We start from the raw sequence: 25,973 nt of genomic DNA, 5'->3' as shown, positions 1-25,973 counted from the left end.
CCCAGTATCCCTGTCCGATGGTTCTGGCGCAAAAGCGGGGGCGCCGGAGCGGTGCCTCGGAGCGATCTGCCGAAGGCTCTACTCCGGTGCGGGCAGGCGGCTAGAGACGGAGGTACGTGAGATCGAACACGAGCCGTCCCGCGCGCAGTGCCTTGTTCTCGAAACTGGTCAGCGGGCGGCCCTCGAACCGGGGCGCCCAGCCACCCTCGTGGTCCACGGGGTCTTCCAGGCCGGCCCCTGTACTCGCCTCGCTGACCCCGGCACGAGCCGAGCCGGTGCGGGGTGCGAGGGGTTGTGCCCCGACCTCCAGTTCCCTGCCCTCCAGCCGGACCCTGGTCAACGGTGAGTCCTCGCCGGTGGCGCGGCCCGGATGGGCGTTGGCCAACTGCGGGTGGGCCTCCATGGCCGCGCGCATGTGCACGGCGTAACTGGACCAGTCCGTAGCCAGGCGCAGCACGCCGCCCGGGGCCAGGACCCGGGCCACGCGGTCGGCGAAGGCGGGGCTGACGAGGCGGCGCTTGTGGTGGCGGGTCTTGTGCCACGGATCCGGGAAGAACACCCAGATCTCCTGCACCGAGCCGGCTGGTAGCAGACGGTCCAGGACCTCGGGGGCGTTCGCCTGGACACCGCGGACGTTCTCCAGACCCTCGTCCTCCACGCGCACGAGCAGGGCGGCGAGACCGGGGGTGTAGACCTCCACCGAGATGAAGTCCCACTCCGGGTGGTCGATCGCCCCCTGGGCCGTGGACTCCCCGAGGCCGGAGCCGATGTCCACCACGAGCGGGGCGGTGCGGCCGAAGACCTGGTCCCAGTGGATGTCCGTGCCCTCGGCCACGGACGTGGTGGCGCGGTCCCGGGGCACCTCCACGATGAACTTGCCGTGGGAACGATCCCACGTCTTCTGGCGGCGCGGGTTCAACCGCTCGCCGCGGCGCACGAAGGACACCGGCTCGGTGCGGTAGAGCTCCGGATCGGGTCGATTGTTGTGCCCGTGGGCGTGCTGCGCGGGGGCTGGATGTTCGCTGGTCATGAGGACTTCAAGGGTACCGGGAGATCAGTGGGGGGAGCTGGTCAGCGGTTCACCCCTCTGAGGGGATGATCTCCTCCACGGCGGTCAGGAAGTCCCGGACCACCGGACCGTTGTCATGGCCGCCGCCGAGCCCCTCGTTGAAGAACAGGGCCACCGCCAGGTCACCGTGGACCGCGACCAGCCAGGTGTGGGCCAGGTCCTCACCATCGGCGACGAACTGGGCCGTGCCGGTCTTGGCCAGCACGGGGGCACCCGGGACGTCCTGCAGCATCTCGGCGGTGCCGGTCTCCACCACCCCGGCCATCAGTGCCTGCAGCTGCTCGGCCTCCTCGGCGGTGACCCCTGACTCCGGGGCAGCGGGCGCCTCCACGGCCGGATCGGTCACGAAGAGGGGGCGGACCGTGTGCCCGGCGGCCACTGAGGCGGCCACGGTGGCCATGCCCAGCGGCGAGGCCTCCACGACGCCCTGGCCGAAGAGATTGGCGGCGTGCTCGGTTCCGGTGGAGTCGTCCGGGATGGAACCGAGGAAGGCGGAATCGAGCCCGGTCACCGGCTCGGCAGTCAGCCCCAGGGCCTCGGCGGCCTCGGCCTCGTCGGCGGCGCTGACCTCCTCGTGAGCGCCCACGAAGACGGTGTTGCAAGACTCGGCGAAGGCCTCGGAGAACGGGATCTCGCCCACGGACGCATCAGGGTAACCGTCATAGTTGCCCACCACCATGCCGCCCACATTGAGCGTCTCGGGGCACTGCACCGTGTCCCCGGGGGCGATTCCGGACCGCAGCATGGCCAGGGCGGTGACGACCTTGAACGTGGAGCCCGGTGCGTAGGATCCGGACACGGCCACGGGCCACCCCTCAGGACTGGAGGCCGCGGCGAGCACCTGCCCGTCCGAGGGCCGTAGGGCCACCAGGCCGGCCGGCACGTCCGAGGCGGCGACGACGGCCTCGGCCTCCTCCTGCACGCGCCGGTTCAGCGTGGATGTCAGGTCCTGGCCCGGGGCCGGATCGGTGCTGAAGACCGGCCCTTCCGGTGCCGTCGGCGAGGCGGCCGCTGTAGTGCTGGGGGAGTTGGAGCTGCCCGTCCCGGACGCACCGGTGTCCGGCTGGTCCGGGTTGTCGATGGTGATCTGCACCCCGGGGGTGCCGGCCAGGTGGTCCTCCCACGTGGCCTGCAGGCCGGACAGGCCGACCTCGACTCCGGCCTCCAACTCGCCCTCGGAGGCCTCGACCTGCTCGGCGTCGGGTTCACCGTAGGTGCCCAGCACGTCCCGCGCGAAGGCGCGGGTGGGAGCCAGTACGGCGGTGTCCTCGAGGATCCGGCCGCCCGGGATGGCCAGCAACCGGTCTGCCGGGATCTCGGTGTCCCCGTTGTTGCGCACGGTGATGGCCTGCACGAAGGCCTTCTCCCCGGCGGCCTCAGCTTGCGCCACGAACGCGTCCTCGTCCACGCCGGCGACCTCGGCCACCTGGCGGGCGGCATCGGCCAGGGCATCGGGGTCATCCGCTTCAAGGTGGGACTTGTCCAGTCCAAGGATGGCCACATCCCGTTCCATCATGAGTTCCTCTCCCGCGGCGTCGAGGATGCTGCCACGCTCGGCGGGGACGGTCGTGAGGTTGACGGTGCCGCCCTCGGCCAGTTGCGGCACGACCGTCTCCGGGGCCAACTCCACGAGCCATTCCTGGGCCTCCTCGTCCCACCGCATCTCGGCGGTGGTCTCATAGGACCAGGTCCGCTCCGATCCAGTGCCTGCGCTGGCTTCGGGACTGCTGCTGGCTTCGCCGCTGGCACCGGGGCCCTCGCCGGTGCTGGCCTCGGCATCTTCATCAGCATCGTCGCCATCGAGCTGCCAGTCGACGGTCAGGGTGGCGGTGGCACGGTCGTTGTCCTCGCCGTCCACCTCAGCAGAGGCCACGGTGACCGTGCGGTCCACGTCCTCCAGGTCCGCCAGCGCCTCGGTGAGCTGCTCGGGGACGTCCTCGGACTCCGGTGTCAGGGACACGGTGGAGTAGTCGCCCGCAGAGATCGCGCCGGCCAGGGCGGTGGCGGTCTCCTGTGGGGCGGGGCGGGAGTCACCGAAGCAACCGGTGGCTGTCAGCACCATGACGGCGGAGAAGCCCAGCACCGCCGCGGGACGGCCGAAGCGGGCGGAACCGTGAGGACGGGCAGCCCGGCTGGACGGCTGGAGAGGACGGGAACGGCCCGCTGACTGGTGGTTCTGCATGAAATCTCCTGACAAGGCTCCCGCCAGAGTAGCCGCTGACCCGGACCTGCTGGGAGCATGGGCACATGAATCGTCCCCTGAATCTCATCCTCAACATCATCTGGCTGGTCTTCGGCGGCCTGTGGCTGGCCGTGGGCTACTTCCTGGCCGGACTCGTCTGCTGCATCCTCATTGTCACCATCCCCTTCGGCATCGCCTCGTTCCGGATCGCCGGGTACGCCCTGTGGCCCTTCGGCCGCGTGGTGGTGGACACGCAGCCGGGCATGGGCGTCTTCACCGGCCTGGGGAACATCATCTGGTTCATCGTGGCCGGCGTCTGGATCGCCATCGGCCACGTGCTGACCGCCATCCCCATGTTCATCTCGATCATCGGCATCCCGTTGGGCATCGCCAACCTGCGCATGATCCCGGTCTCGCTCCTGCCCCTGGGCAAGAAGGTCATGGACTCCGGTGAGGCACGCTCACTGCCGCAGTACCTCCCGGCCGCCCAGGCCGGCTACCGGTAACCCGCCGGAGCGCTACTTGCGGCCGTGCTGGGAATCGGCGAGGAGCGCCTCCATGCGGGCCACGGCCTCGTCTGCCGAGGGCGGCACATAGTTCGGGTCCTTGGCGCGCCGGCGGTTGCGCAGGATGCGGGCGGTCACCCACCAGGCGATGAAGACGATCACGGCGACCAGCACGAGGTTGGAGAAGACGTCCGCGTAGTCGGACACCAGGTGCCAGTTGTCCCCGAGCTGGAAGCCCGCCCAGACGAAGATGGTGTTCCAGATGCCGGAGCCGATCAGCGTGAAGAGGGTGAACAGCCACAGGTTCATGCGCTCGATGCCGGCGGGGATGGAGATCAGCGAACGGAAGATCGGGACCATGCGGCCCAGCAGCACGGTCCAGTAGCCGTGGCGGTTGAACCAGCGCTCGGTCTTCTCGACGTCCTCGATGTCCACGAGCGGCAGCCAGTCGGCGATCCTGTACAGCCGCCGGCGGCCCAGCCACGCGCCGAGCCCGTAGAGCATGAGGGCGCCCAGCACGGAACCCACGGTGGCCCAGATCAGGGCCTCCCACGGGCTGAAGGAACCGCCGGCCGCGGTGAAGCCGGCCAGGGGCAGGATCAGCTCCGAGGGGATCGGCGGGAAGAGGTTCTCGGCGAAGACCGCGAGCGCCACACCGATCGGGCCGATGGTCTCCATGATCGAGACGACGATGTCACCGAGCCAGCCGTAGGAGGCCTCGCCCGTGGACCCGGTGGCGGACCCGGCGGCTGATGCGGTGGCGATCGAAAGCGTCATGCGCACCATTGTCCCGGACCACAGGGCCGAACACCGAACCGACGGGCCGAGGAGGGCGGGCATAATGGGAGGCATGCGTTTCAAACCCGACGCGGCCGGGCTGGTCGGAGCCCACGTCATGAGTTGGGTCTCACTGTCCCCCAGTTTCATTCCGCGCACGTGGTGGATGACGGCTTTGAACACCGGGATATCCCAGACGTTCGGCTATGTGGTCGGCGCCGCCGGGACGGCAGCGGCCCGGGCCGTCGGCCGGCAGCTCGGGATCGAGATCAGGATCGACGAGGAGAAGGCCCGGCCCGCCACCGAGATCCTGCCGTGGCTCATGTTCGGCGTCAGCGGGCTGTCCTGGCTGCGCAACCTCAGGGCCCAGACCGAGATCGCCGGCCTGATGGAAGCCCGCCCCATCCGCAGCCGAGAGCACGTGGTGGGCGTGGTCGGCGGCTTGGCCCTGACCGCCGGACTCGTCTCGGTCGGCCGGGGCATCAACGCGATCGCCACCAACCTCTCCTCGGCGCTCAAGCCGGTGATGCCCGCCCCGGTCGCCGCCGCCATCGGCGCGGGGGCCACGGCCACGGGGACGGCATTCGTGCTGGACAAGGTGGTCTACCGCCGGCTCCTGGAGTGGCTGTCCAAGACCGCCCAGGAGACCAACGCCAAGCTGCTGCCGGGCCGGGTCCCCCCGGTGGAACCCGAACGCTCCGGCTCCGCCGCCTCCTTCGAGGACTGGAGCACCCTGGGCGCCAAGGGGCAGGCCGTCGTCTCGGACGGCCCCCGCGCCGTGGACATCGAAGAGGCCACCGGCAAGCCGGCCCTGACACCCATCCGGGCCTATGCCGGGTGGCGTGAGGGGCGGGACCTGCAGCAGACCGCGGCCGCCGTCGTCGCCGAACTGCACCGCACCGGGGGTTTCGACCGCGACGTGCTCCTGGTGCTGACCACCACGGGGACCGGCTGGCTGCAGGAATGGTCCGCCTCCTCCGTGGAGTTCCTCACCGGCGGCAATTGCGCACTGGCGTCCATGCAGTACACCTACCTGCCCTCCGGCGTGGCCTTCGTCGCCGACCGGATCTCACCCGTGCTGGCCGCCAGCACCCTGCTCGGCGCGATCGAGGAGGAGCTGGAACAACGACCCCCGGAGCGCCGGCCGAAGCTGCTGGTCGGCGGAGAATCGCTGGGCGCGCTCGGAGGCACCAAGGCCTTCGAGAGCCTTGAGGACATGATCGGCCGCGTGGACGGTGCCGTCTGGTCCGGCCTGCCGCGGTTCGCCGAGTTCTGGGAGTCCCTCGTGCCGTTCCGCCGGCGGGGTACCCCGGAGATCGCACCCGTGATCGACGACGGCCGGCACGTCCGTTTCGCGACGCGGCCGGAAGACCTGGTCACCGATGTCACCGGTGTCCCCTACGGCGCGTGGGACAGTCCCCGCATCGTGGTGGCCCAGCACGCCTCCGACCCTGTGGTGTGGTGGAGCCCGGAGCTGCTGTGGCGCAAGCCCGACTGGGCCAAGGAAAAGGCCGGCTCGGATGTCTCCCGCAGCCTGCAGTGGCAGCCCTGGGTGACGTTCTGGCAGGTGGCCTCGGACATGCCGCAGTCCGTGGCCGTGCCCGGCGGCCACGGTCACCGCTACGTGGAGGACATGCTCCAGTACTGGGCCGCCGTCCTGGGCCAGGACCCGCTGACGGACTACTCGACCATCGCCCAGGCGATCCGCCGGACGATCGTTCCGAACTACGCCTGAGCCCGTTCGAATCTGCCTGGGTCTGCCGGTGTCTGGCTGACGGCGAACGGTGGACCCGCCTCGGCTGGGAGGCGGACACTGGACGTATGAGCGCGCCACGCCCGACCACCGCCACCGCACACCAGCTCGTCACCTGCCTGTGGTTCACCGGGCAGGCGGAGGAGGCCGCCCGGTTCTATGTGGAGGCCTTCGCCGGATACCGTCCGGACACCCACATGGGCGCTGTCCACCGCAGCAACATCGACGTGGCACCGCAGGGGGAGACCGTGCTGGAGCGCGGCGAGGTGCTGACGGTGGACTTCACGCTGGACGGCCAGCGTTTCGTGTCGCTCAACGGCTCGACCGAACCGGTGCCCTACACGGACGCCGTCTCCTTCCAGGTCCTGTGTGCGAACCAGCAGGAGATCGACCACTTCTGGACGGCCCTGACGGCAGGAGGCGGGCAGGAGGTGGCCTGCGGGTGGGTCACTGACCGCTACGGGGTGCGGTGGCAGGTGGTCCCGCAGGTGCTGTTCGAGTTGCTGGCCGGCGAGGACCAGGACGCGGCGGCTCGGGTGCAGAGCACCATGATGGGCATGACGAAGTTCAGCATCGAGGGCCTGATGGATGCGGCCAAGGACGCCTACGGAGCCGAGGAGGAATAGCCGGCGCCTGAATGCCGGGCCGCAGTGGTCCGCAGTCGGGCCGCAGTGGGGATCAGCGGGAGAGGACCGCGACGAGGAAGTCGGCGTCGTCGGTGAAGGGGTCGAGCTGCCACGAGGAGAACCGGCCTTGGCAGTGGAAGCCGGCCCGGCCGGCGTCGTCCACGAAATCGGCGAAGTCATAGCCGCGCCCGGCTCCGAAGCCGATCACCGCACGGCCGCCGTCCCGCAGCAGGCCACGCAGGTGGCGCATTACGTCCCCGCGTGAGGCCGGGGAGAGGAAGCCGAAGACGTTGCCGGCGGAGAAGACGAGGTCGAACGGCTCGGACTCGCCCAGGGCGGCCAGGGCCTCCGCGTCCAGTGACTCGAGATCCACCACGTACCAGTCGGCCTCGGGATGGTCCTCGTTCGCGACCTCGATGAGGTGCTCGTCCAAGTCCACGCCCGTCACCTGATGGCCGCTCCGCGCCAGGTAACCGCCCACGCGGCCGGTGCCGCAGCCGGCATCGAGGATCCGGGAGCCGCGGGAGGCCATCGCATCGATGAGCCGGGCCTCTCCGTCCAGGTCCATACCCTCGGAGGCGAGGCGGCGCCAGCGCTCGGCATAGCGGCGGGAGTGCTCGGGATCGTTGGCCACCATGGTGGCCCAGAGGTTCTGGCTCGCGTTCTCATCCATCACCCCAGTATCGCCCCTGGCTGCCCACGTCCGCCCGGGTTGATCTGGGTTGGCCCGGCCACGATGGACCGAGGTTACCGATCGGTCTCCCCGAGGGCCCCATGTGCCTATAGGCTGACCTTGGAACCAGAGAAGACCTTCGGAAGGAAAACCCATGAGCATCGCGCAGCTCCCGCTTCGGCTGACCGCCGGAGCCTTCATCCTGAACTCGGGCATCAACAAGACCAAGCTCACGGAGGAGCAGGCTGAACAGATGAGGGACCTGGGAGCCAACGGCCTTCCATTCCTCAAGGACCTGACCCCGAAGCAGTTCAAGCAGTTCATCAGCGCCTCCGAGATCGGCATCGGCGCCGCCTGCCTGTTGCCGTTCGTGCCGGGCTGGCTGGCCGGTGCCGCCCTGACCGCCTTCTCCGGCGGCCTGCTGGCGATGTACAAGAACACCGACTTCATGACCGAGTCGGACGGCATCCGCCCCTCCGAGCAGGGCACCGCCGTGGCCAAGGACGTGTTCCTCTTCGGCATCGGCACCGCCCTGATGGTGGACGGTGCCGTGAACCGCACCGGCCGCAAGAACGCCGCGGCGTCCAAGCGGGCCCACAAGCTGGAGATTGCCAAGGAGGCCAAGGTCTCCGCGATCGAGGCAGCCAAGGAGGAGCAGGCGGAGACCATCCGTGCTGCCGCCGCGGAGAAGGCCGAGGCCATCAACAAGGCTCGCGTGGAGCAGACCGAGGCGCTGCGCACCGCCCGCAAGGAGATGCAGCAGGCCCGCAAGAAGATCTGATCTCGCACCGCTGATGTCAGCGGAGCGTCATGATGGCCCGTCCTCGGTGACCCGGGGGCGGGCCATCGTGCGTTGGGCCCCGGCCGAAGGGCATCCCGGCCGTCAGAGGCCAGCAGGCCCTCAGCCGTGGTGGCGGCGGGCCTTCTGGATGGCGTCGGCGGCCCGGATGAGCGCGAGGTGGGAGAACGCCTGCGGGAAGTTGCCCGCCAGGCGGCCGGAGCCGGCGTCGTACTCCTCGGCCAGCAGGCCCAGATCCGTGGCGCAAGAACACAACAGCGCCATGGTCTCTTCGGCGTCGTCCAGCCGGCCGGACGAGGCGTACTGCTCCACCAGCCAGAACGAGCAGATCAGGAACGCGTACTCGTGCCCTTCCAGGCCATCGAGGTCGGAACCGGTGCGGTAGCGGTGGACCAGCCCGCGCGTGCCCATCAGGTCCCGCTCGATGGCGGCCACGGTGCCGAGCATCATCGGATCGTCGGCGGCCAGGAAGCCGGTGTGCGGCAACTGCAGCAGGGAGGCGTCCACCTCACTGCCGCCGTAGGTCTGGGTGAACGAGTCCAGTTCGGTGCTGAACCCACGCTCCAGGATCTCCGCACGCAGGGCGTCGCGGTGCCGGGTCCAGGACGCCACGTCCCCGTCCAGCCCATGCTCGGTGACCGCCCGGATGCCCTCGTTGAACGCCGCCCACATCATCACCCGGCCATGGGTGAAGAAGTGCGGTGCCCCGCGCATCTCCCAGATCCCATGGTCCTTGCGGTCGATGTTGCGGACGCAGAAGGACAGCAGGGACTTCTGCAGCCGCCACGAGTACTCGTCCTCTTTGACGCCGGCGGCCCGGAGTTCGGCGAGGGCGAGCATCACCTCGCCGACCACATCGGCCTGGTACTGGTCCGCCGCGCCGTTGCCGATCCGGACGGGGCGGGAGTCGGCATACCCGGCCAGGTGGTCCAACTCCTTCTCGTCCAGCTCCCGTTCGCCGGCGAGGCCGTACATGATCCGCAGCTTCTCCGGGTCCCCGGCCACGGCCCGCAGCAGCCAGTCCCGCCAGTGCAGGGCGCCCTCCGTGAACCCGTGGGAGACGAGGACCTCGATCGTCAGGGCCGCATCCCGCAGCCAGGTGTAGCGGTAGTCCCAGTTCCGGGAGCCACCGAACTCCTCCGGCAGCGAGGTGGTGGGCGCCGCGACGATCCCGCCCGTCTTCAGGTTGGTGAGCGCCCGCAGCACCAACAGGGACCGGGCCACGAGGTGTTCCTCCGGCGAATCGACCTCCAGCCGGGACGCCCAGTCGGTCCAGAACGCCTGCGTCCGGCGCTGAGCCGCCGCCGGGTCCACCGGGACCGGAGGCTGTTCCCAGGAGGGGAACCAGGTCAACACCCAGTCCAGCCGCTCGCCGGCGCGCAACCGGAACCGGCCGGCCAGCCGGGGGGCCGGGAGGCCGCCGGAGTCCGGGGAACCCGCGGGCCGGTCCTCGCCGCCGATCTCGCGCCCGTGCTCGGTGGCCCCGCTGACGGGATTCCCGACGCCGGCCCCGCCCTGGCCGCCGCCGGCTGCCTCCCCGGATCGCTCGTCATCCGCGGTCGGCCGGGTGGTGGCGTAGAGCAGCGGGCCGGTCACCAGCACCCCGTCCGGCCCGGCCGTGCACAGCAGCGCCGGCTCGGTGTCCTCGGTGCCCTGGGCGCCCTCGGTGCGGCGGAACCAGGGCAGCGAGCGGGCATAGTCGAAGCGGATCCGCAGGTCGTGCTCCACCACCACCTCGCCGGTCAGGCACTCCACCCGGCGGTACAGGTCATCCTGTGCCTCGGCCGGCGGCAGGAAGTCGGTGATCCTCACGGTGCCGGTCGAGGTGCGCCAGACGGTCTCGAGGACGAAGGTGTACGGCACGTAGCGGCGATCCACGACCTCCCCGTCCACGGCCCATAGTTTCCACCGGCCGTCGTCGGGCCCGCCGAGCAGGGCGGCGAACAGGGCAGGGGAGTCGAAGCGCGGCAGGCACAGCCAGTCGATGGACCCGCGCCGGGACACCAGCGGTCCGGTGCTCAGATCGGACAGCAGGGCGTAGTCCTCAAGCGGGGTGGCCCCGGCGGGATGGAGGGACTGCGGGCGAGCGGAGGGTGTCTGGTCCGTCATGTCCCCTGTCTACCGAATGAACCGTTCTCGGCATAGGCCCGGGCCGATACGGTGGGCTCATGAGCGAACTGCGCACGCTGGTCATCTTCGGTGCCGCGGGGGATCTGACCCGGCGCCTGCTGTTGCCGGGGCTGGCCACCTGCCTGGCGGCCGGGGTGCCGGAACGGGGCATCATGCTGGTCGGCTCCGGCCTGGACGAACGGGAGGACTTCGCGGCCGTGGTGCGGGAGGCGTTCGCCGCTGAACTCAGCGAGGATCAGCTGGCCCTGCCGGCGGTGCGCAACACGCTTGATTCGGCGCGGTGGATCACCGCGGACGCCACCGATCCCGAACACCTCGCCGCACTCCTGGACCAGGTGGAGGGCCCTTGCGGCCTGTACTTCGCACTCCCGCCCTCGGTGACCATGGCCTCCTGTGAGGCGCTCTCGCGGGTGCATGACTCGGGGCGGCTGCCGCAGGACACCGTGCTCGTGCTCGAGAAGCCGTTCGGCACCGACCTGGACTCCGCTCGGGACCTCAACTCCCTGCTGGCCGGCTTCGTCCCCGAGGAGCGGATCTTCCGCGTGGACCACTTCCTCGGCCTGCCCGGCGTGCTCGGCTTCGTGGGCCTGCGCTTCGCGAACCGCATCCTGGAACCGCTGTGGAACCGGGACCACATCGAGCGGATCGAGATCGTGTTCGACGAGGTGCTCGGGCTGGAGGGCCGTGCCGGGTTCTACGAGGCCACCGGGGCGGCGAGGGACATGATCCAGTCCCACCTGCTGCAGGTCATGGCGCTGGTGATGATGGACCCGCCGACCCGGTTCGACGGCGTGGAGATCCCCGCCAACACCGCCCACGTCCTGCGGGCGGCCCGGTTGTGGTCCGGGGACGCGACGGGAGAGGGGACGCCGCCCGTGGTGCGCGGCCGGTACACCGCCGGCACCGTGGACGGCCGGGCCATGCCGTCCTATGTGGACGAGGAGGGTGTGGACCCGGCGCGCGAGACCGAGACCTTCGCCCAGGTGGTCGTCGAGGTGGACTCGTGGCGCTGGAACGGCGTGCCGGTGGTGCTGCGGACGGGCAAGGCCATCGGATCGCCCCGGCAGGAGATCGCCGTGGTCTTCCGCCGCCCGCCACACGTCTACGAGCAGTTCCCCTCGTCAGGCCCGCAGCCCCCGGACGTGCTGCGGGTCGGCTTCGAGGACGAACGGATCGACCTGCAGCTCAACGCGGGCGGCCCGTTCGACTCCCGGGGCATGACCCGCACGGTGCTGTCCACGGAGTTGCCCGAGCCGGGACTGACCGCCTACGGCTCGGTGCTGCGCTGGGTGCTCGAGGCCAAGACGGCCTTCACCGTCCGTGGTGACGGCGCCGAGGAGGGCTGGCGCATCCTGGCCCAGATCGCCGCGGCCTACGCCTCCGGGCAGGTGCCGTTGCAGGACTATGAGGCCGGATCGGCCGGCCCGGCCTCCGCGGGACTGGCCGGCTAGCCCTCGACCGCCATCCGGGACCACCCGCCGTCGGGATCTGCGGGAAGGTCCTTGACCGGCCGGGCGGGCACCCCCAGCGCGACCACGTTCGCCGGCAGGTCCCGGGTGACCACGGCGCCGGCGCCCACCACCGTGTTCTCGCCGATCGTCACGCCGGGGCCCACGATCACGCCGCCGCCGAGCCACACGTTGTCCGCGATGGTGATGGGCTCGGCTCCCTCCCACTTGTCCCGGCGCGGGCCCGGCTCCAGCGGGTGGGTCGGGGTGAGGAGCTGGACGTTCGTGCCGATCTGCACGTCCGCACCGATCCGCACCGGGGCCACGTCCAGCACCATCAGGCCGAAGTTCGCGAAGGTGCGGTCACCGATGCTGATGAACTTCCCGTAGTCCACGTGGAACGGCGGGCGGATCACCACCTCCTCGCCGAGAGAACCCAGCAGCCGGGACAACAGCCGCCGGCGGAGGGCCGTCTCGGTGACGGAGGTGGCGTTGTACTGCTCCGTCAGCAGGGCGGCCGCCGTGGAGAGCTCCTCCAGCCGTGGGTCGTCGGCGAGGTAGGCATCACCGGCAACCATCCTCTCGTACATGGACCGGCCGTCCGGGAAGAACGGGGACGGGGAGGCAGTGGCAGGGTCAGCGGAGGCAGTGGCCGGGGTCCGGTCTGGGTCAGGCAGCATGGACCCAGCCTGCCAGAGGGTCCACAATGGGCGCATGCCACGCCACGAAGAACACCGTGAACCCACCGGGTCGGTCGTCGACGGCCCGGAGGGCCCCACCATCCAGATCCAGCGCACCCTCGGGCACCCGCCCGAGGACGTCTGGAGCTACCTGGCAGACCCGGAGCTGTTGCGTTGGTACGGCACCTACACGGGGGATCCGGCCAGCGGCAGCGTCCAGCTGGCCATGGTGGAGGCGCCGGACCACCCGGGCGAGTGCGTGATCGAGGTCTGCGAACGGCCCTCGCGCCTGCAGGTGACGCTGGCCGATCCGAATGGCAACCCCTGGCGGCTCCGGGTGTCCCTGGACCGGGCCGCGGCGGGGGCGGACACGGACCTGGTCTTCCGCCAGCCGCTGGCCGGGTCGAAGGACGAGGCCGGCGACATCGGCCCGGGCTGGGAGTACTACCTGGACCGGCTCACCGTGGCCCTGGACGGCGGAGACGTGGACGCGGTGGACTTCGCTGACTACTACCCCGCCCAGAAGGCGCACTACAGCCCGGAGGCCGGGGTGACGGCCTAGAGCTCGACGTCGGTCGGGTTCAGGACCCGGCGCAGGAAGTCCTGGGTACGCGGCTGGGTGGGGGAGCCGATGACCTGCTCGGCGGGACCCTCCTCGACGACCACGCCGCCGTCCATGAACACCACGCGGTCCGCGACCTCGCGCGCGAAGCCCATCTCGTGGGTGACCACGAGCATGGTCATCCCGGCGCCGGCCAGGACGCGCATCACGGAGAGCACCTCGCCCACGGTCTCCGGGTCCAGGGCGGAGGTCGGCTCGTCGAAGAGCATCAGTTGCGGGTCCATGGACAGCGCGCGGGCAATGGCCACGCGCTGCTGCTGACCGCCGGAGAGCTGGTCCGGATACCGGTCCTCGAAGCCGTCCAGCCCTACGCGGCGCAGGTTCTCGCGCGCGACGCCGGCCGCCTCGCCCTTGGCGCGGCGCAGCACCTTGACCTGGGCCACCGTGCAGTTCTCCAGCACGGAAAGGTGGGGGAACAGGTTGAACTGCTGGAACACCATGCCGACGTGGCGGCGCATGGCATTGAGGTCCACCTCCGGGTCGGTGGCGTCGAAGCCGGACACGGCCACGGTGCCCTGGTTGGGGGTCTCCAGCAGGTTCACGCAGCGCAGCAGGGTGGACTTGCCCGAGCCGGAGGGGCCGATCAGGCACACCACCTCGCCAGGGGCCACGGTCAGGTCGATGCCCTTGAGGACCTCATTGGAGCCGTAGGCCTTGTGCAGGCCGGTGATGGCGACGCCGCCGGCGCGGATGGCGCTGGCGTGGCTGGTGGTCTCGGTCATCGTGGCCTCTCAGACGCGCGTGCGGTTGGTGCGCGATTCGAACTTCCGCGCCAGCAGGGACAGGGGAACGGTGATGATCAGGTACATGACACCGGCCACGAGCACCGGGGTGAGGCCGGCGTCCAGGGCGGTGATGCCGTCCCGGCCGAACTTGGTGAGCTCATACTCGTGGGCGGCCAGTCCCAGGACGTAGACGAGGGAGGAGTCCTTGGTCAGCAGGATGACCTCGTTGGTCAGGGGTGGCAGCACCAGGCGGAAGGCCTGGGGGATGACGATCGTGACCATGGCACGCCAGGCCGGCATGCCCAGTGAACGGGCGGCCTCCGCCTGACCCTTCGGCACGGCCTGCAGGCCGGCGCGCAGGGTCTCGGCGATGTAGGCCGAGGAGACCATGCCCAGGGAGACCATCACCACGAGGGGGATGGGCCACTGGACGCCGAAGGCGAAGGGCACGCCGTAGCCGAAGGCGATGAAGACAAGCAGGGCGGGCAGGCCGCGGAACAACTCGATGTAGGCGGTGGCCAGCCAGCGGTACGGCGGGAACGAGGAGAGCCGCATCAGGGCCAAGAGCGTGCCGCCCAGCAAGCCGACCACGAACGAGGACGCCGTGTACAGCAAGGTGTTGCCCAGGCCCACCAGGATGATGTCCGGGAAGAGGGGGCCGATCTCCGCGAAGTTGAAGACGGACTGGCCCAGGGTCGGCCAGTCCATGACGGCCACGAGGATCACGATGGCCAGCACGAAGACGCCGGCCTGCAGGCCGAGTGAGAGCTGCCGGCGGCGCCGGTTGCTCATCGTGCGGCGCTTCTCCGGGCTGCTGCCCGGAGAGGGGTTGGGGTCCGATGCCGGACCGGTGGTGTTGACGGTGCTCACTGGTCGCCCTCCATTGCTTCCTCGCCGAACCAGCGCGCGCGGGACTCGTCGAGGGTGCCGTCCTCTTCCATGCCCTGCAGTGACGCGTTCACGGCGGACAGCAGTTTCGCCTTGTCCGGGGCCACGGCCACGCCGAGCTGCTCACCGGTGGGCAGCTCCGCGACCACCTCGTACTGGGGGTCGTCCTTGACGTTGTAGAGCACCACGGACTGGTTGCCGAGCACGGCCTCCACGGTGCCGGCCCGCAGGGCCTCCATCTGCATGCCACCGTCCTCGAACTGGATCGGGGCCAATCCGTTCTCCTCGGCGAAGGCCTCGCCGGTGGTGGCGGCCTGGACACCCACGCGCTTGCCCTGGGCCGATTCCAGGTCGGTGATGCCGGAGCCTTGTTCAGCCACGAGCACCAGGTCGTCGTCCAGGTAGGGGACGGAGAACGCCATGATCTGCTGGCGGGCCTCGGTGATGGAGATCGAGGAGGCGTTGATGTCGCAGCCGGTCAGCGAGGACCCGGACTCGATGGCCTCGAAGGAGGAGTCCACCACGGAGAGGGGGACTCCGAGGTCGTCGGCGATCCGCTGGACGATGTCGATGTCATACCCGACCAGGTCGCTGCCCTGCATGAACTCGAAGGGCGGGTACGGGATATCGGAACAGACGGTGAGCTGGCCGGGGTTGACCAGATCGAGGCTGTCGACCAGGGGCGAGGATTCGCCGGCCTCGGAGCCGCCGAGCTGGGGGCCGAGCACGGCACATCCGCTCAGGGCCAGCGAGCCGGCTCCCAAGACAGCCACCAGGGCGAGTCGGGTGCGGGAGGGGGTCATGAAGGGTCTTCCGGTGCGGGGGCCCTGCTGCAGTGCAAGGCGTCGAGACGGACAGTCTACCGGGAAGCGGGGAGGGGCCGGCGGGCGGCCTGCCGGGGTGGTGGGTGCCATGCGCCACGGGGGTCAGTCCCCGTGGCTGCCCTCGTCCACCCCGGTCACGGTGGTCAGCAGGAAGACGCTGTCCTCCCGGGCCGTCACGCCGTGGCGTTCCTTCGTGAGCTGGACGAGGTGGCCCTGCTCCAGGTGCAGATCCGCTCCGGAGCCGGCGGTGACGTCCACCGCGCCGAGCAGCACCTGCAACGTGGCGGCGGGTGGGGCGTTGTGATCGGCCAGTTGCGCCCCGGACTTCAGGGCGATGATCGACTGCCGTAGGTGGCCGTCCCGCAGCAGCAGGTCACCGTGCCGGCCGTGCGGGTTGTCCAGGGCGGCTTCGAGCGTGGTGCGGGTCAGCGCTGTCAGGTCGTGGGGTCCCGGCGAGTAGGTCATGGTGTCACCGTAGCCCGCGCCGGCTCAGGCCACCACGGAGAGCACGCCGTAGAACAGCATTCCGAACACGGTGGAGTAGAGGACGATGGCCACGGCCTGCCAGGTGATGACCCGGCCCTTGGTGATACCGAAGGAGGTCAACGCGGCGGCGGTGAAGTGGGTCGGCAGCAGGAAGGGTCCGAGCAGGGAGACGCCGGGGACGCCGTACTTGTCCAGCGCGCGGCGGACCTTCTGCTGCTTCTCCGAGGCCGGCTTCGGGGTCTTGCCGGCGGCGATCCGGCGGTTGATGATCGCGGCGCGGATCTTCTCGAAGGACAGGACGATCACCACCACGATCGCCACGTTGGCGAGGATGGCCACCGGGATGGCGACCCAGGGCTCCATGCCGGCGATGATGCCCACGATGGCGGCGCCCTCGCCCTCGATATAGGGGATGAAGGCGGCGAGCACGACTCCGAGGAATCGCAGGGCGCTCGGCAGGGACTCGGTGAAGGACTGGATGTTGGAGAGGAGGTCCATGGTGGTGCCTTTCGGTGCCGCGGCCGGTGTGACGGCCCAGATGCGGGTGGTCCGCTGTACTGCGGTTGGTGTGCTTCCAGCCTCGTCGGGAGGCCGGGGCAGCGGCAGTGTCCGGCTGTCACCTCTTCACGGGTGAGAGTCACCGCGCGGCCGTGACAGTTGTCATCGGCCTACCCTGGGAAGCGTGAGCCAGCCAGAACCGTCCGTGAGCCGACCATCGGGGCAATTGCCCTCGACGGCGCCCGGCCGGCCCGTTCGCGGCGTGCAGGTCACCTGGTGGTACACGTACATCTCGATGGTCTTGTTCGCCGTGTTCATGGCCTTCATCACGGCGACCATGCTGCTGTTCTTCCATCTCGAAGCTGGCGGCCGGCCCGGGTGGCCGTTAGTCGTTGCCGCCGTGCTGGTCGCCATCGGAGGGCTGACCCAGTCCATCTGCAGCTGGCTGGTCAGGAACGGTATGGGAGCAGGATGGCCGCGCCCGTGGGCCACCGTGCTTCTGCTGGCACCCGCGGGCCTCGCGTGGGTGCTGACCCTGTGGCTGCCGGGAGGGGCCTTCCCCGGGGGGATCTCCCTGTGGATCGCCGCGAACATCCTGGCCATCCTGGTCCACGGCGTGACCCGCCGGCTGGTCATCGCCGTCGGGATCGCCCTGATCGCGGTGCACTGGTGGGCCGGGCAACTCATCACGGGCGTGGTCGTCCCCAGCGAGGCAGCCGCACAGCAGATGCCCCCGCTCGTCTTCTTCATCATCTTCGTCCCGGCGGTCTTCCTCTTCTCCGCATGGTGGTGGAACATCGTGGTCGAGCTGGACGTAGCCCGCCGGGACGCCGCTCAACTGGCGGTGGCCAGGGAACGGCTGCGATTCGCCTCGGATCTGCATGACATCCAGGGCCACCACCTGCAGGTGATCGCCCTCAAGGCCGAACTGGCGGAGCGACTGATGGGTGCGGGACAACCCGATGCCGCGGCGGCGAACATCCACGAGGTCCGGACGATCGCGCGCACCGCCCTGGAGGAGACGCGCTCGTTGGTGCGCAACCTGCGCGAGGTCTCCCTCGAGGAGGAGATCGCCAATGCCAAGGACGTCCTTGAGGCGTCGGGTGCCACTGTCACCATTCGGGGCGTCCTGGTCGAGGACCCTGCCGTGCGCACCCTGCTCGGCCTGGCCGTCCGTGAAGGCGCCACCAACATCCTGCGCCATGCCGCCGCTGCCACGAAGGTGTCCATCACCCTGGAGGCCATCGACGACGGCCTGCGGTTGGCCATGGTGAACGACGGCGTCGAGGCGCCCGCTGGTCACGACGGCAACGACGTCAACGATGGAGCCGGGGCACCCGACGGCCCCGGGGTACGCGGGGTGGGCGGGCCGGCGTCGGGCACGGGGTTGTCCGGTCTGAACCGCCGGTTCGCCTCCTCCGGGGGATCGGTGACCGGCCGGTACGACGACGGCGCCTTCGTCCTCGAGGCCCGGTTGCCCGCAGTGCCGGGCCGGGGCCACTCTCAATCCTCCACCGTCCATCCGAAGGAGCCGACCCCATGATCCGCTTGCTGATCGCCGATGACGAGGTGCTGATCCGCGGCGCGCTCGAGACCCTGCTGGGCCTGGAGGAGGACTTCGAGGTGGTGGCCGGCGTGGACAACGGGCTCCAGGCGGTGGCCGCCGCCCGGGAGCTGATGCCGGACGTCTGCCTGCTGGACCTGGAGATGCCGGAGATGGACGGCGTGGAGGCTGCCGGGCAGATCCTGCGGCAGGTGGCCACGAAGGTCATCATCGTGACCCGGCACGCCCGACCCGGGGTGCTGCGGCGGGCGCTGAGCGAGAAGGTGTCCGGCTTCGTACCGAAGTCCACTCCGGCCGAGGAGCTGGCCAGGGTGATCCGGGACGTGTCCGCCGGCAAGCGGTACGTGGACCCGGACATCGCTGCCACGGCCCTCGGCGGGGAGCGGAGCCCCCTGACGGACCGGGAGCTCGACGTACTGCGGGCCGGGCGGGATGCGGCCACCGTGCAGCAGATCGCCGAGCGGTTGCACCTGGCGCCGGGCACGGTGCGCAACTACCTGTCCTCGGCCATGGGCAAGCTCGGCGTGGGGACCCGGCGGGAGGCCTCCCAGATGGCCTGGGAGCAGGGCTGGATCTAGCCCGACCGGGACTCCTGAGGAGGTTCCTGCGGGGGCGCCTGGTAGGGCTTGCCGGTGGAGACGGGCAGGTCAGAGGAGTCGATGGACCAGAACGTGTCCGCCTCGGCGATCCACGGGCTCCTGGCCACGGTGACGGGCTCGCCTGTGCGCACCGACGTGGCCACGGCGTGGGCGGTCGTGCGGGCTTGGGCAGCGTCCTCGTCCAGGAACTCCAGAGTGCCGGTGTGCCGCGTCCGCAGCTGCAGGGTGTCCCAGGCAGGTAGGCCGGCGGCCAACTGGCGACCGCGGAGAAGTTCGGCGTCGAATGCGGCGCCGGCCACCAGCACGATGAAGCTGACCCACGTGACCATCATGGCCACGCCGAGGCTGCTCAGGGTGCCGAGGATCCAATCCAGTGCCCCGGCGTAGCTGGCCAGCCATCCGAGGAGCAGGGTCATGGCGAACAGGACGAGCACGGCGGACAGCCCGCCCCAGGACAACCACCGGAAGCGGGGTTGCACCACGTTCGCGCCGCGGTGGTAGGCCACGGAGACGACGAAGACGAGCACGGTCAGGATGGCCGGCCACTTCAGGATGTTCCAGAGGGTCACCGTGGCTGCGGTGAGGCCCAGCAGGTCTCCGATCCGGGTGGAGAGATCCCCGCCGATCAACACCAGCAGCAGAACAACGATCAGGGCGACCATCAACACCAGGGTCTCGAGGAAGATCACGGTGCGGAACCACAGGAACTGCCGACCCTCCCGGGTGTCGTAGATGCGGTGCATGGCCCGGTGGAAGGAGGCCAGCGCATTGGAGGCGGCGATGATCGAGCCGATGAGACCGAGGACGAGGCCCAGCACGCCGGTGGAGCTGTTGGTCAGGGACAGCAGCGTGGAGGCAAGGACGTCCGGATTGATCTCGGGCAGCAATTCGTTGACCAGCCCCGCGGCCGTCACCACGGTCTCGTCCTCCAGCCCCAGCATGGAGACGATGGAGACGATGGCGATCGCTCCGGGGACCACGGACAGCAGCGTGTAGAAGGTCATCCCGCCCGCCACGTCCCACACCTGCATGCCCACGAGTTTCATGATGGTCCGGCGGAGCACATGGAACAGCGTCAACCGCGGCCGCACGTAGGTATGGGCCGGTGCCGGACGGCGGAGCAGGCGGCGGGGCATGCTTCAGAGGGTACCCCCGGGCGGCAGGCCACGGCCGTCCGCAGCCGCCCCGGGCCCGGGAGCGCACGTTGGGAAGATGGAGACATCGCCGCACATCGCACCACCGAGGGAAAACATGAGCACTGACCTGCACCGACGCCGACCGAGAACCTCCACGCCGACTACTGCCGGAGGCCCCGTCCGCACCGTGAATACCGGCCTGCCCCTGCGGGCCGCCGGGCTGCTGGCGGCATCCGCGCTGGTGCTGACCGGTTGCGTCTCCATCAATGTGGACGGCAAGGCCTCCGAGTCCCCTGCCTCGTCCGGCTCCGCCTCCAGCGCCGACTCGCCCACGTCGTCGGAGAATGCGGCAGCCGAGCCGGCGACCGACGGCGCTGGCGTCACCGGAGGCACCGGAGACGCCGGAGACGCTGCCGGGGCCGCGGACGATGGCTTCGGGGCGCTGACCCTCCCCGAGCAGGACTTTCCCGTGGGGACCGTCCTCTCGAAGGAGGAGTCCTTGGTGGCCGGAGCCCCGTTCACCATGAACCTCAACCTGACCGGGTTCACCCCCGAGGGCGGCTGCGCGGTGCTCCTGGACGGGATTAACGCCTTCGAGACCCAAGCGGTCCAAGGGGCCACCGCCGTCTACGAGGCTGACCTGGAGGCGGTCGACAGCGCCGGTTCGGCAGCGCCGAGCGTCCAGCTGCTGGTGGCGCAGACTGCCGAGCCGATGGAGATCATGGACATCTACTCCGAACTGCCTGCAGGGTGCGGAACCCTGGAGAGCGACGAGCAGGCCGGGGCCACGGCCACCTTCGAGCAACTGGGCGGTCTGGACGCCACGTACCTCACGATCTCGGACGGTCAGGGCGGGGAGTCGACGCTGGTGGCCGGCGGCCGCTCCCTGGGTGATCACCACGTCTACGGTGTGCTCAGCGGTGTGTCTCGAGGGAATGCCGAGGCCATCCTGCAGGCGCAGGTGGACCACGTGGAAGCCGTGCTGCAGGACTCCGGCGACACCGTCTGAGGCGGCTTGAGCCGGCGATGGGCCGGGAGGCATGACGCGGGGCGAAAGAGGGGAATAGCGGGTATCAGAACCAGGTTGAGTTAAGTACACTCAACTTTGAGTACCGACCCGATTCACAGACCCGTTTCACCGGCAGACGCCCCGCGTGTCAGGAGCGGCGGCAGAAAGGACCAGCATGGACGCCAAATTCACCACGAAGAGCCAAGAGGTGCTGTCCGGAGCGGCGATGAACGCCTCCACCCTCGGCAATCCGCAGATCGAACCCGCGCACCTGCTCAAGGCGCTGATGGACCAGCGCGGTTCCGTGGCCGTCGCGGTCCTCAAGGCCGCCGGCGTAGACCCTGATGTGGTCTCCACCGCCGCCTCCACCGCCATCAAGGAGCTGCCGGCCAGCTCGGGATCCTCCGTGGCGCAGGCCCAGCTGTCCCGCCAGGCGCTGCTGGTGGTCCAGGCAGCACAGCAGCAGGCCGAGGCCCTGGGGGATGACTACGTCTCGACCGAGCACCTCCTGCTCGGCCTCGCCGCGGACGCCGGCAAGGCCGGCACCGCGCTGCGCGATGCCGATGCCAGCGTCGAGGCGCTCTCCGCCGCCGTCAAGGAGGTCCGCGGGGACAGCCGCGTGACCACGCCGGACCCGGAGAACACCTTCCAGGCCCTGGAGAAGTACGGCACCGATCTCACGGAGATCGCCCGCGCCGGCAAGCTCGACCCGGTCATCGGCCGCGATTCGGAGATCCGCCGCGTGGTGCAGGTGCTCTCCCGCCGCACCAAGAACAACCCGGTGCTCATCGGTGAGCCCGGCGTCGGCAAGACCGCGGTGGTGGAGGGTCTGGCCCAGCGCATGGTGGCCGGGGACGTCCCGGAATCCCTGCGCGGCAAGAGCCTGATCTCCCTCGACCTGGGATCCATGATCGCCGGGGCCAAGTACCGCGGAGAGTTCGAGGAGCGTCTGAAGTCCGTGCTGGAGGAGATCAAAGCCTCCGACGGTCAGATCGTCACCTTCATCGACGAGATCCACACCGTGGTCGGTGCCGGAGCCTCCGAGGGCGCCATGGACGCCGGCAACATGCTCAAGCCCATGCTGGCCCGCGGCGAGCTGCGCCTGATCGGCGCCACCACCCTGGACGAGTACCGGGAGAACATCGAGAAGGACCCGGCCCTGGAACGCCGGTTCCAGCAGGTCTACGTGGGCGAGCCCACCGTGGATGACACCATCGCCATCCTGCGCGGGCTCAAGGAACGCTACGAGGCCCACCACAAGGTGGCCATCGCCGACTCCGCCCTCGTGGCCGCCGCCAACCTCTCGGACCGGTACATCTCCGGCCGCCGGCTGCCGGACAAGGCCATCGACCTGGTGGACGAGTCCGCGTCCCGGCTGCGCATGGAGATCGACTCCGCTCCCGAGGAGATCGACCAGCTTCGCCGCTCCGTGGACCGGCTGACCATGGAGGAGCTCGCGCTCGCGGACGAGACCGACCCGGCCTCCGTGGAGCGGCTGGCCGCCCTGCGCGAGGAGATGGCCAACCAGAAGGAGGAGCTCGCCGCGCTCAACGCCCAGTGGGAGTCCGAGAAGGCCAACCTCAACCAGGCCGGTGACCTGCGCGTGACGCTGGACGAGTTGCGCTCCGCGGCGGACAAGGCCCAGCGGGACGGTGACTTGGCCGGGGCCTCGCGGATCCTCTACGGGGAGATCCCCGCGCTGGAGAAGCAGCTCCAGGCTGCCGTGGAGGCCGAGTCCGGCTCCGGCGGCAGGTCGGGAGGCCAGCAGCACACCGGGCCGTCCATGGTGTCCGAGGAGGTCACCGCGGACGACATCGCGGAGGTCATCTCGGCCTGGACCGGCATCCCGGCCGGGCGCATGCTCCAGTCCGAGCAGGACAAGCTGCTGTCCATGGAGGACCACCTCGGTGAGCGGTTGATCGGCCAGCGGAAGGCGGTGTCATCGGTGTCCGACGCCGTCCGGCGCTCTCGCGCCGGAATCTCGGACCCGGACCGCCCCACGGGCTCGTTCCTGTTCCTCGGCCCCACGGGCGTGGGCAAGACCGAGCTGGCGAAGTCGCTCGCGGCGTTCCTGTTCGATGACGATCACGCGATGGTCCGCATCGACATGTCCGAGTACTCGGAGAAGCACACGGTGTCCCGGCTCGTCGGTGCCCCTCCGGGGTACGTGGGCCATGAGGAGGGCGGCCAGCTGACCGAACTCGTGCGGCGCCGTCCCTACTCGGTGATCCTGCTGGACGAGGTGGAGAAGGCTCACCCCGAGGTCTTCGACATCCTGCTGCAGGTGCTCGACGACGGCCGCCTCACGGACGGCCAGGGGCGCACCGTGGACTTCCGCAACGTCATCCTGATCATGACGTCCAATCTGGGCTCGCAGTTCCTGGTGGACCAGGGCCTCGATGACGCGGCCAAGAGGGACGCGGTCATGAGGGTGGTCAACTCCTCCTTCAAACCGGAGTTCCTCAACCGGCTGGACGACATCATCATGTTCGATCCGCTGTCCATCGAGGACCTCACCCGGATCGTGGACCTGCAGGTCGACGCGCTCGCCGGCCGCCTGGCCTCACGCCGGCTGTCCCTGGAGGTCACCGACGCCGCGCGGGAGTGGCTGGCCCTGACCGGATTCGATCCGGCCTACGGCGCCCGGCCGCTGCGCCGCCTGGTGCAACGCGAGATCGGTGATCAGCTCGCCCGGGCCCTGCTCTCCGGCACCATCGCCGATGGGGACACGGTCCTGGTGGACCGCGCCACGGGCGAGGGGGACGAAGCCGACGAGCAGGACCGCCTCTCCGTGACCCGGAAGGCCGACTGACGTCAGCTAACCGTCCACGTGGTCTGTCCAGTCCTCCAGGACTGGCTCCGCCACGAGGGAGGCGTCCAAGGTGCCGTCATGGGCCACGGCGAGGCAGTCCACGCGGCGGTCGCCCTCGTCCCACGTGCCCTGGGTGGGGTGGGAGATCTCGACGATGACCTGGGCGTTCGCAGCGCTGTCCAGTTCGATCGTGGCGCAGAACCGCTCGGCGGCCGCCTGCATGTCCTCGGGGAAGGCGCGGCCGGTGGGCCAGAGTTTGCGGCCGACCAGCTGGGCCTCGTGGTCGCGGTTGCACTCCACCACGGTGGAGGGCTCGCCCACGGACTCGAAGTCCGTCAGGCAGTCGCCGGGCACGATCTGGGCGGGGGGCACCTCGCGGGCCACGATCCCGTCCAGCCCGGGTTCGGCGTCGCGGGACACTGTCGGCCCGGGGTCGAGGGTCTCACCGGACGGGCCGTTCTGCGCAGAGCTCAACAGCGGCCAGAGGACGAATACGGCCAGGGCCACCACCACCAGGGCGCCGATGGCGATCCACCAGCCGCGCTGCCGCCGGGGCCGTGGCGCCGGGGCCGTATCCGGCTGGCGGGGCGGCAGGTAGGGGACGTAGCGGTCGCCCGAGCCGGCGGCTTCGGCGGTCTCAGAGGCCTCCGGTGATTCCGGGGTCCCTGCTGTGTCGGTGGGTTCGGGGGCGTCAGGGGTTGACTCGTCGCCTGACCCGTCCGGGCGTGTGTCCATGGTCATGGTCCTTTCGGTGCCGTCACGCAGGCAGGCGGCTCCAAGGGGTGCTGAAACATGTTAACCTAGTGTCCACGAACCATCATGATCAGTGCATACTCCGGACCAGCCCTGCCTAGGGGCTGACAGCACGGGGACGGACAACAAAGGGGGTCACGCTCATGGGGCGCGGCCGTCAAAAGGCAAAAGCAACCAAGCAGGCCCGGGACATGAAGTATTTCTCCCCGGCCACTGATTTGTCGGCACTGGAGCGTGAGCTGGCCGGCAACAGCGGTTCCAGCCATGACGATGACCAGTACATCGACTACGCGGACAAGTACGCGGACTATGTGAAGGAATCCGAGGAGGATGACGATCCCCGCACGCAGGGTTGATCGTCGCCATGTCGACTGAGCCACCATCCGCCGAGCCTCCTCGGGGCACGCCGGCGACGGCTGAGACCGCCGATTCGGTGGAGACGACAGATGGTTTTCCGGGCACCACCCTGCTCCCGGGCCATCCGGCCGCCAACGGTCACCGGGCCGCCCTGCGCTCGATCGCGCGCATCGTGGAGGACGCGGCCCCGCCGCAGGATCCCGCCATCGCGCGAGCGGGCATCCTGGCCCTGTTGCGGGAGCACCGGCCGCTGGTGATCACCGGCGCGGGCATCTCCACGGACTCCGGCATCCCCGACTACCGCGGACCGCAGGGATCGCTGCGGCGGCACCGGCCGATGACCTACCAGGAGTTCCGGCACGACGACGGCGCTCGGCACCGCTATTGGGCGCGGTCCTTCGTGGGCTGGCGGCAGATGGACGCCGCCTTTCCGAACCCGGCCCACCACATCCTGGCGGGCTGGCAGCGCGCCGGGATCCTGGCCGGCGTCGTGACCCAGAACGTGGACGGACTGCACGCCGCGGCGGGCACCCCGGGGCTGGTGGCCCTGCACGGGGACCTGGACCGGGTCAGCTGCCTGAACTGCGGGGCCCTGGAGGACCGCCGGTCCTTCGACGCCCGCCTGGTCGAGGCGAATCCCGGTTACCTCGAGGCGGTCCAGGTGGACCCGCTGATGGTCAACCCGGACGGGGATGTGACGCTGGGACAGGAGTGGGTGGACCGGTTCCACCTGGTCGGCTGCCTGGTGTGCGGTTCGGTGGAGCTGAAGCCGGACGTGGTCTACTTCGGTGAGAGCGTGCCGGCCGAGCGGAAGGCCGCCGCTCGCCAGGCGTTCGAGCGGGCCGGCTCCGTCCTGGCGATCGGCACGTCACTGGCCGTCATGAGCGGTTTCAAGTTCGTGCTGGACGCGGAGAAGGCGGGCAAGCCGGTGGCGGTCCTCAACGGCGGCCCCACGCGCGCCGACACGAAGGCCGCCTTCCGCTGGCGTACCCGCCTGGCTCCGGCGCTGGAGTGGCTGGACGCCCTGCTCTGACCCTTCCCGCGCACCGTCGTAGCG

25 protein-coding genes are annotated in these 25,973 nt (G+C 69.9%); 12 read left to right on the top strand and 13 right to left on the bottom strand.

Annotated features, from left to right (window positions below):
- Positions 1–100: 100 nt before the first annotated feature.
- The gene (trmB, locus tag BOSE125_RS11550; protein WP_159552682.1) at positions 101–1,030 is read right to left on the bottom strand and encodes a tRNA (guanosine(46)-N7)-methyltransferase TrmB; all 930 of its coding nucleotides are present in this window, start codon (positions 1,028–1,030) and stop codon (positions 101–103) included.
- Positions 1,031–1,079: 49 nt separating this feature from the next.
- Positions 1,080–3,251 carry a penicillin-binding transpeptidase domain-containing protein gene (locus BOSE125_RS11545; RefSeq protein ID WP_159552680.1) on the bottom strand — a complete coding sequence of 724 codons (2,172 nt, stop codon included), beginning with the start codon at positions 3,249–3,251 and terminating at the stop codon, positions 1,080–1,082.
- Between the two features lie 65 nt (positions 3,252–3,316).
- On the opposite strand from BOSE125_RS11545, the gene BOSE125_RS11540 reads away from it, so the two are divergent.
- Positions 3,317–3,757 (top strand): YccF domain-containing protein, encoded by a 441-nt coding sequence (locus BOSE125_RS11540; RefSeq protein WP_159552678.1) that lies wholly within the window; start codon positions 3,317–3,319, stop codon positions 3,755–3,757.
- A 12-nt stretch (positions 3,758–3,769) separates the two neighbouring features.
- Here BOSE125_RS11540 and BOSE125_RS11535 read toward each other — a convergent pair whose 3' ends face one another.
- Positions 3,770–4,534 carry a DedA family protein gene (locus tag BOSE125_RS11535; RefSeq protein ID WP_159552676.1) on the bottom strand — a complete coding sequence of 255 codons (765 nt, stop codon included), beginning with the start codon at positions 4,532–4,534 and terminating at the stop codon, positions 3,770–3,772.
- Between the two features lie 73 nt (positions 4,535–4,607).
- On the opposite strand from BOSE125_RS11535, the gene BOSE125_RS11530 reads away from it, so the two are divergent.
- Positions 4,608–6,269 (top strand): alpha/beta-hydrolase family protein, encoded by a 1,662-nt coding sequence (locus tag BOSE125_RS11530; protein ID WP_159552674.1) that lies wholly within the window; start codon positions 4,608–4,610, stop codon positions 6,267–6,269.
- Positions 6,270–6,355: 86 nt separating this feature from the next.
- Positions 6,356–6,913 carry a VOC family protein gene (locus tag BOSE125_RS11525; RefSeq protein ID WP_159552672.1) on the top strand — a complete coding sequence of 186 codons (558 nt, stop codon included), beginning with the start codon at positions 6,356–6,358 and terminating at the stop codon, positions 6,911–6,913.
- Between the two features lie 52 nt (positions 6,914–6,965).
- Here BOSE125_RS11525 and BOSE125_RS11520 read toward each other — a convergent pair whose 3' ends face one another.
- A complete protein-coding gene (locus BOSE125_RS11520; RefSeq protein WP_159552670.1) occupies positions 6,966–7,586 on the bottom strand; it encodes a bifunctional 2-polyprenyl-6-hydroxyphenol methylase/3-demethylubiquinol 3-O-methyltransferase UbiG in 621 nt (206 codons plus the stop codon).
- 154 nt (positions 7,587–7,740) lie between these two features.
- Here BOSE125_RS11520 and BOSE125_RS11515 point away from each other — a divergent pair, with 154 nt between their 5' ends.
- Positions 7,741–8,367: a hypothetical protein gene (locus tag BOSE125_RS11515; RefSeq protein WP_159552668.1), complete on the top strand. Its 627-nt coding sequence runs from the start codon at positions 7,741–7,743 to the stop codon at positions 8,365–8,367.
- 120 nt (positions 8,368–8,487) lie between these two features.
- On the opposite strand, the gene BOSE125_RS11510 is transcribed toward BOSE125_RS11515, so the two are convergent.
- The gene (locus BOSE125_RS11510; protein ID WP_159552666.1) at positions 8,488–10,494 is read right to left on the bottom strand and encodes a glycoside hydrolase family 15 protein; all 2,007 of its coding nucleotides are present in this window, start codon (positions 10,492–10,494) and stop codon (positions 8,488–8,490) included.
- A 59-nt stretch (positions 10,495–10,553) separates the two neighbouring features.
- Between BOSE125_RS11510 and BOSE125_RS11505 the strand changes: the two genes are divergently transcribed.
- On the top strand, positions 10,554–11,966 hold the full coding sequence (locus tag BOSE125_RS11505; protein ID WP_159552664.1) for a glucose-6-phosphate dehydrogenase: 1,413 nt from the start codon (positions 10,554–10,556) through the stop codon (positions 11,964–11,966).
- Here BOSE125_RS11505 and BOSE125_RS11500 read toward each other — a convergent pair.
- Positions 11,963–12,553, bottom strand: coding sequence for a sugar O-acetyltransferase (locus BOSE125_RS11500; RefSeq protein WP_159555095.1), 591 nt, complete (start codon positions 12,551–12,553; stop codon positions 11,963–11,965). The genes BOSE125_RS11505 and BOSE125_RS11500 overlap by 4 nt on opposite strands.
- 124 nt (positions 12,554–12,677) lie before the next feature.
- Between BOSE125_RS11500 and BOSE125_RS11495 the strand changes: the two genes are divergently transcribed.
- Entirely contained in the window at positions 12,678–13,205 is a 528-nt protein-coding gene (locus BOSE125_RS11495; protein WP_159552662.1) for an SRPBCC domain-containing protein, read from the top strand.
- Here the strand turns inward: BOSE125_RS11495 and BOSE125_RS11490 are convergent.
- The 5 genes from BOSE125_RS11490 to BOSE125_RS11470 form a co-directional block, all read right to left on the bottom strand.
- Positions 13,202–13,987: an amino acid ABC transporter ATP-binding protein gene (locus BOSE125_RS11490; RefSeq protein ID WP_159552660.1), complete on the bottom strand. Its 786-nt coding sequence runs from the start codon at positions 13,985–13,987 to the stop codon at positions 13,202–13,204. The two genes, BOSE125_RS11495 and BOSE125_RS11490, sit on opposite strands and share 4 nt — an antisense overlap.
- 9 nt (positions 13,988–13,996) lie before the next feature.
- A complete protein-coding gene (locus BOSE125_RS11485) occupies positions 13,997–14,782 on the bottom strand; it encodes an amino acid ABC transporter permease (protein ID WP_115933370.1) in 786 nt (261 codons plus the stop codon).
- 74 nt (positions 14,783–14,856) lie between these two features.
- The gene (locus BOSE125_RS11480) at positions 14,857–15,681 is read right to left on the bottom strand and encodes an ABC transporter substrate-binding protein (RefSeq protein WP_159552658.1); all 825 of its coding nucleotides are present in this window, start codon (positions 15,679–15,681) and stop codon (positions 14,857–14,859) included.
- A gap of 123 nt (positions 15,682–15,804) precedes the next feature.
- Positions 15,805–16,167: a cupin gene (locus BOSE125_RS11475; protein WP_159552656.1), complete on the bottom strand. Its 363-nt coding sequence runs from the start codon at positions 16,165–16,167 to the stop codon at positions 15,805–15,807.
- 24 nt (positions 16,168–16,191) lie between these two features.
- Positions 16,192–16,686 (bottom strand): small multi-drug export protein, encoded by a 495-nt coding sequence (locus tag BOSE125_RS11470; protein WP_159552654.1) that lies wholly within the window; start codon positions 16,684–16,686, stop codon positions 16,192–16,194.
- 184 nt (positions 16,687–16,870) lie between these two features.
- Between BOSE125_RS11470 and BOSE125_RS11465 the strand changes: the two genes are divergently transcribed.
- Together BOSE125_RS11465 and BOSE125_RS11460 are read left to right on the top strand one after the other, a co-directional pair.
- The gene (locus BOSE125_RS11465; RefSeq protein ID WP_159552652.1) at positions 16,871–18,229 is read left to right on the top strand and encodes a histidine kinase; all 1,359 of its coding nucleotides are present in this window, start codon (positions 16,871–16,873) and stop codon (positions 18,227–18,229) included.
- Positions 18,226–18,828 (top strand): DNA-binding response regulator, encoded by a 603-nt coding sequence (locus tag BOSE125_RS11460; protein ID WP_159552650.1) that lies wholly within the window; start codon positions 18,226–18,228, stop codon positions 18,826–18,828. Before BOSE125_RS11465 ends, BOSE125_RS11460 begins: the two co-directional genes overlap by 4 nt.
- Here BOSE125_RS11460 and BOSE125_RS11455 read toward each other — a convergent pair.
- Positions 18,825–19,985 (bottom strand): YihY/virulence factor BrkB family protein, encoded by a 1,161-nt coding sequence (locus BOSE125_RS11455; protein WP_159552648.1) that lies wholly within the window; start codon positions 19,983–19,985, stop codon positions 18,825–18,827. The genes BOSE125_RS11460 and BOSE125_RS11455 overlap by 4 nt on opposite strands.
- Before the next feature lie 115 nt (positions 19,986–20,100).
- On the opposite strand from BOSE125_RS11455, the gene BOSE125_RS11450 reads away from it, so the two are divergent.
- Complete coding sequence (locus tag BOSE125_RS11450; RefSeq protein ID WP_159552646.1) at positions 20,101–20,994, top strand: hypothetical protein; 894 nt, start codon at positions 20,101–20,103, stop codon at positions 20,992–20,994.
- Positions 20,995–21,169: 175 nt separating this feature from the next.
- Entirely contained in the window at positions 21,170–23,806 is a 2,637-nt protein-coding gene (gene clpB, locus BOSE125_RS11445) for an ATP-dependent chaperone ClpB (protein WP_159552644.1), read from the top strand.
- Between the two features lie 6 nt (positions 23,807–23,812).
- On the opposite strand, the gene BOSE125_RS11440 is transcribed toward clpB, so the two are convergent.
- Positions 23,813–24,541 (bottom strand): hypothetical protein, encoded by a 729-nt coding sequence (locus BOSE125_RS11440; protein WP_159552642.1) that lies wholly within the window; start codon positions 24,539–24,541, stop codon positions 23,813–23,815.
- Between the two features lie 161 nt (positions 24,542–24,702).
- Between BOSE125_RS11440 and BOSE125_RS11435 the strand changes: the two genes are divergently transcribed.
- Both BOSE125_RS11435 and BOSE125_RS11430 read left to right on the top strand, forming a co-directional pair.
- Positions 24,703–24,915, top strand: coding sequence for a DUF3073 domain-containing protein (locus BOSE125_RS11435; RefSeq protein ID WP_115932047.1), 213 nt, complete (start codon positions 24,703–24,705; stop codon positions 24,913–24,915).
- An 8-nt stretch (positions 24,916–24,923) separates the two neighbouring features.
- Positions 24,924–25,949: a Sir2 family NAD-dependent protein deacetylase gene (locus BOSE125_RS11430; protein WP_159552640.1), complete on the top strand. Its 1,026-nt coding sequence runs from the start codon at positions 24,924–24,926 to the stop codon at positions 25,947–25,949.
- Positions 25,950–25,973 lie beyond the last annotated feature (24 nt).

The organism is Citricoccus sp. K5 (assembly GCF_902506195.1).
Lineage (GTDB): Bacteria > Actinomycetota > Actinomycetes > Actinomycetales > Micrococcaceae > Citricoccus.
Note: the sequence above shows the minus strand (reverse complement) of the source record. Positions and strands in the feature narration are given on the sequence as shown.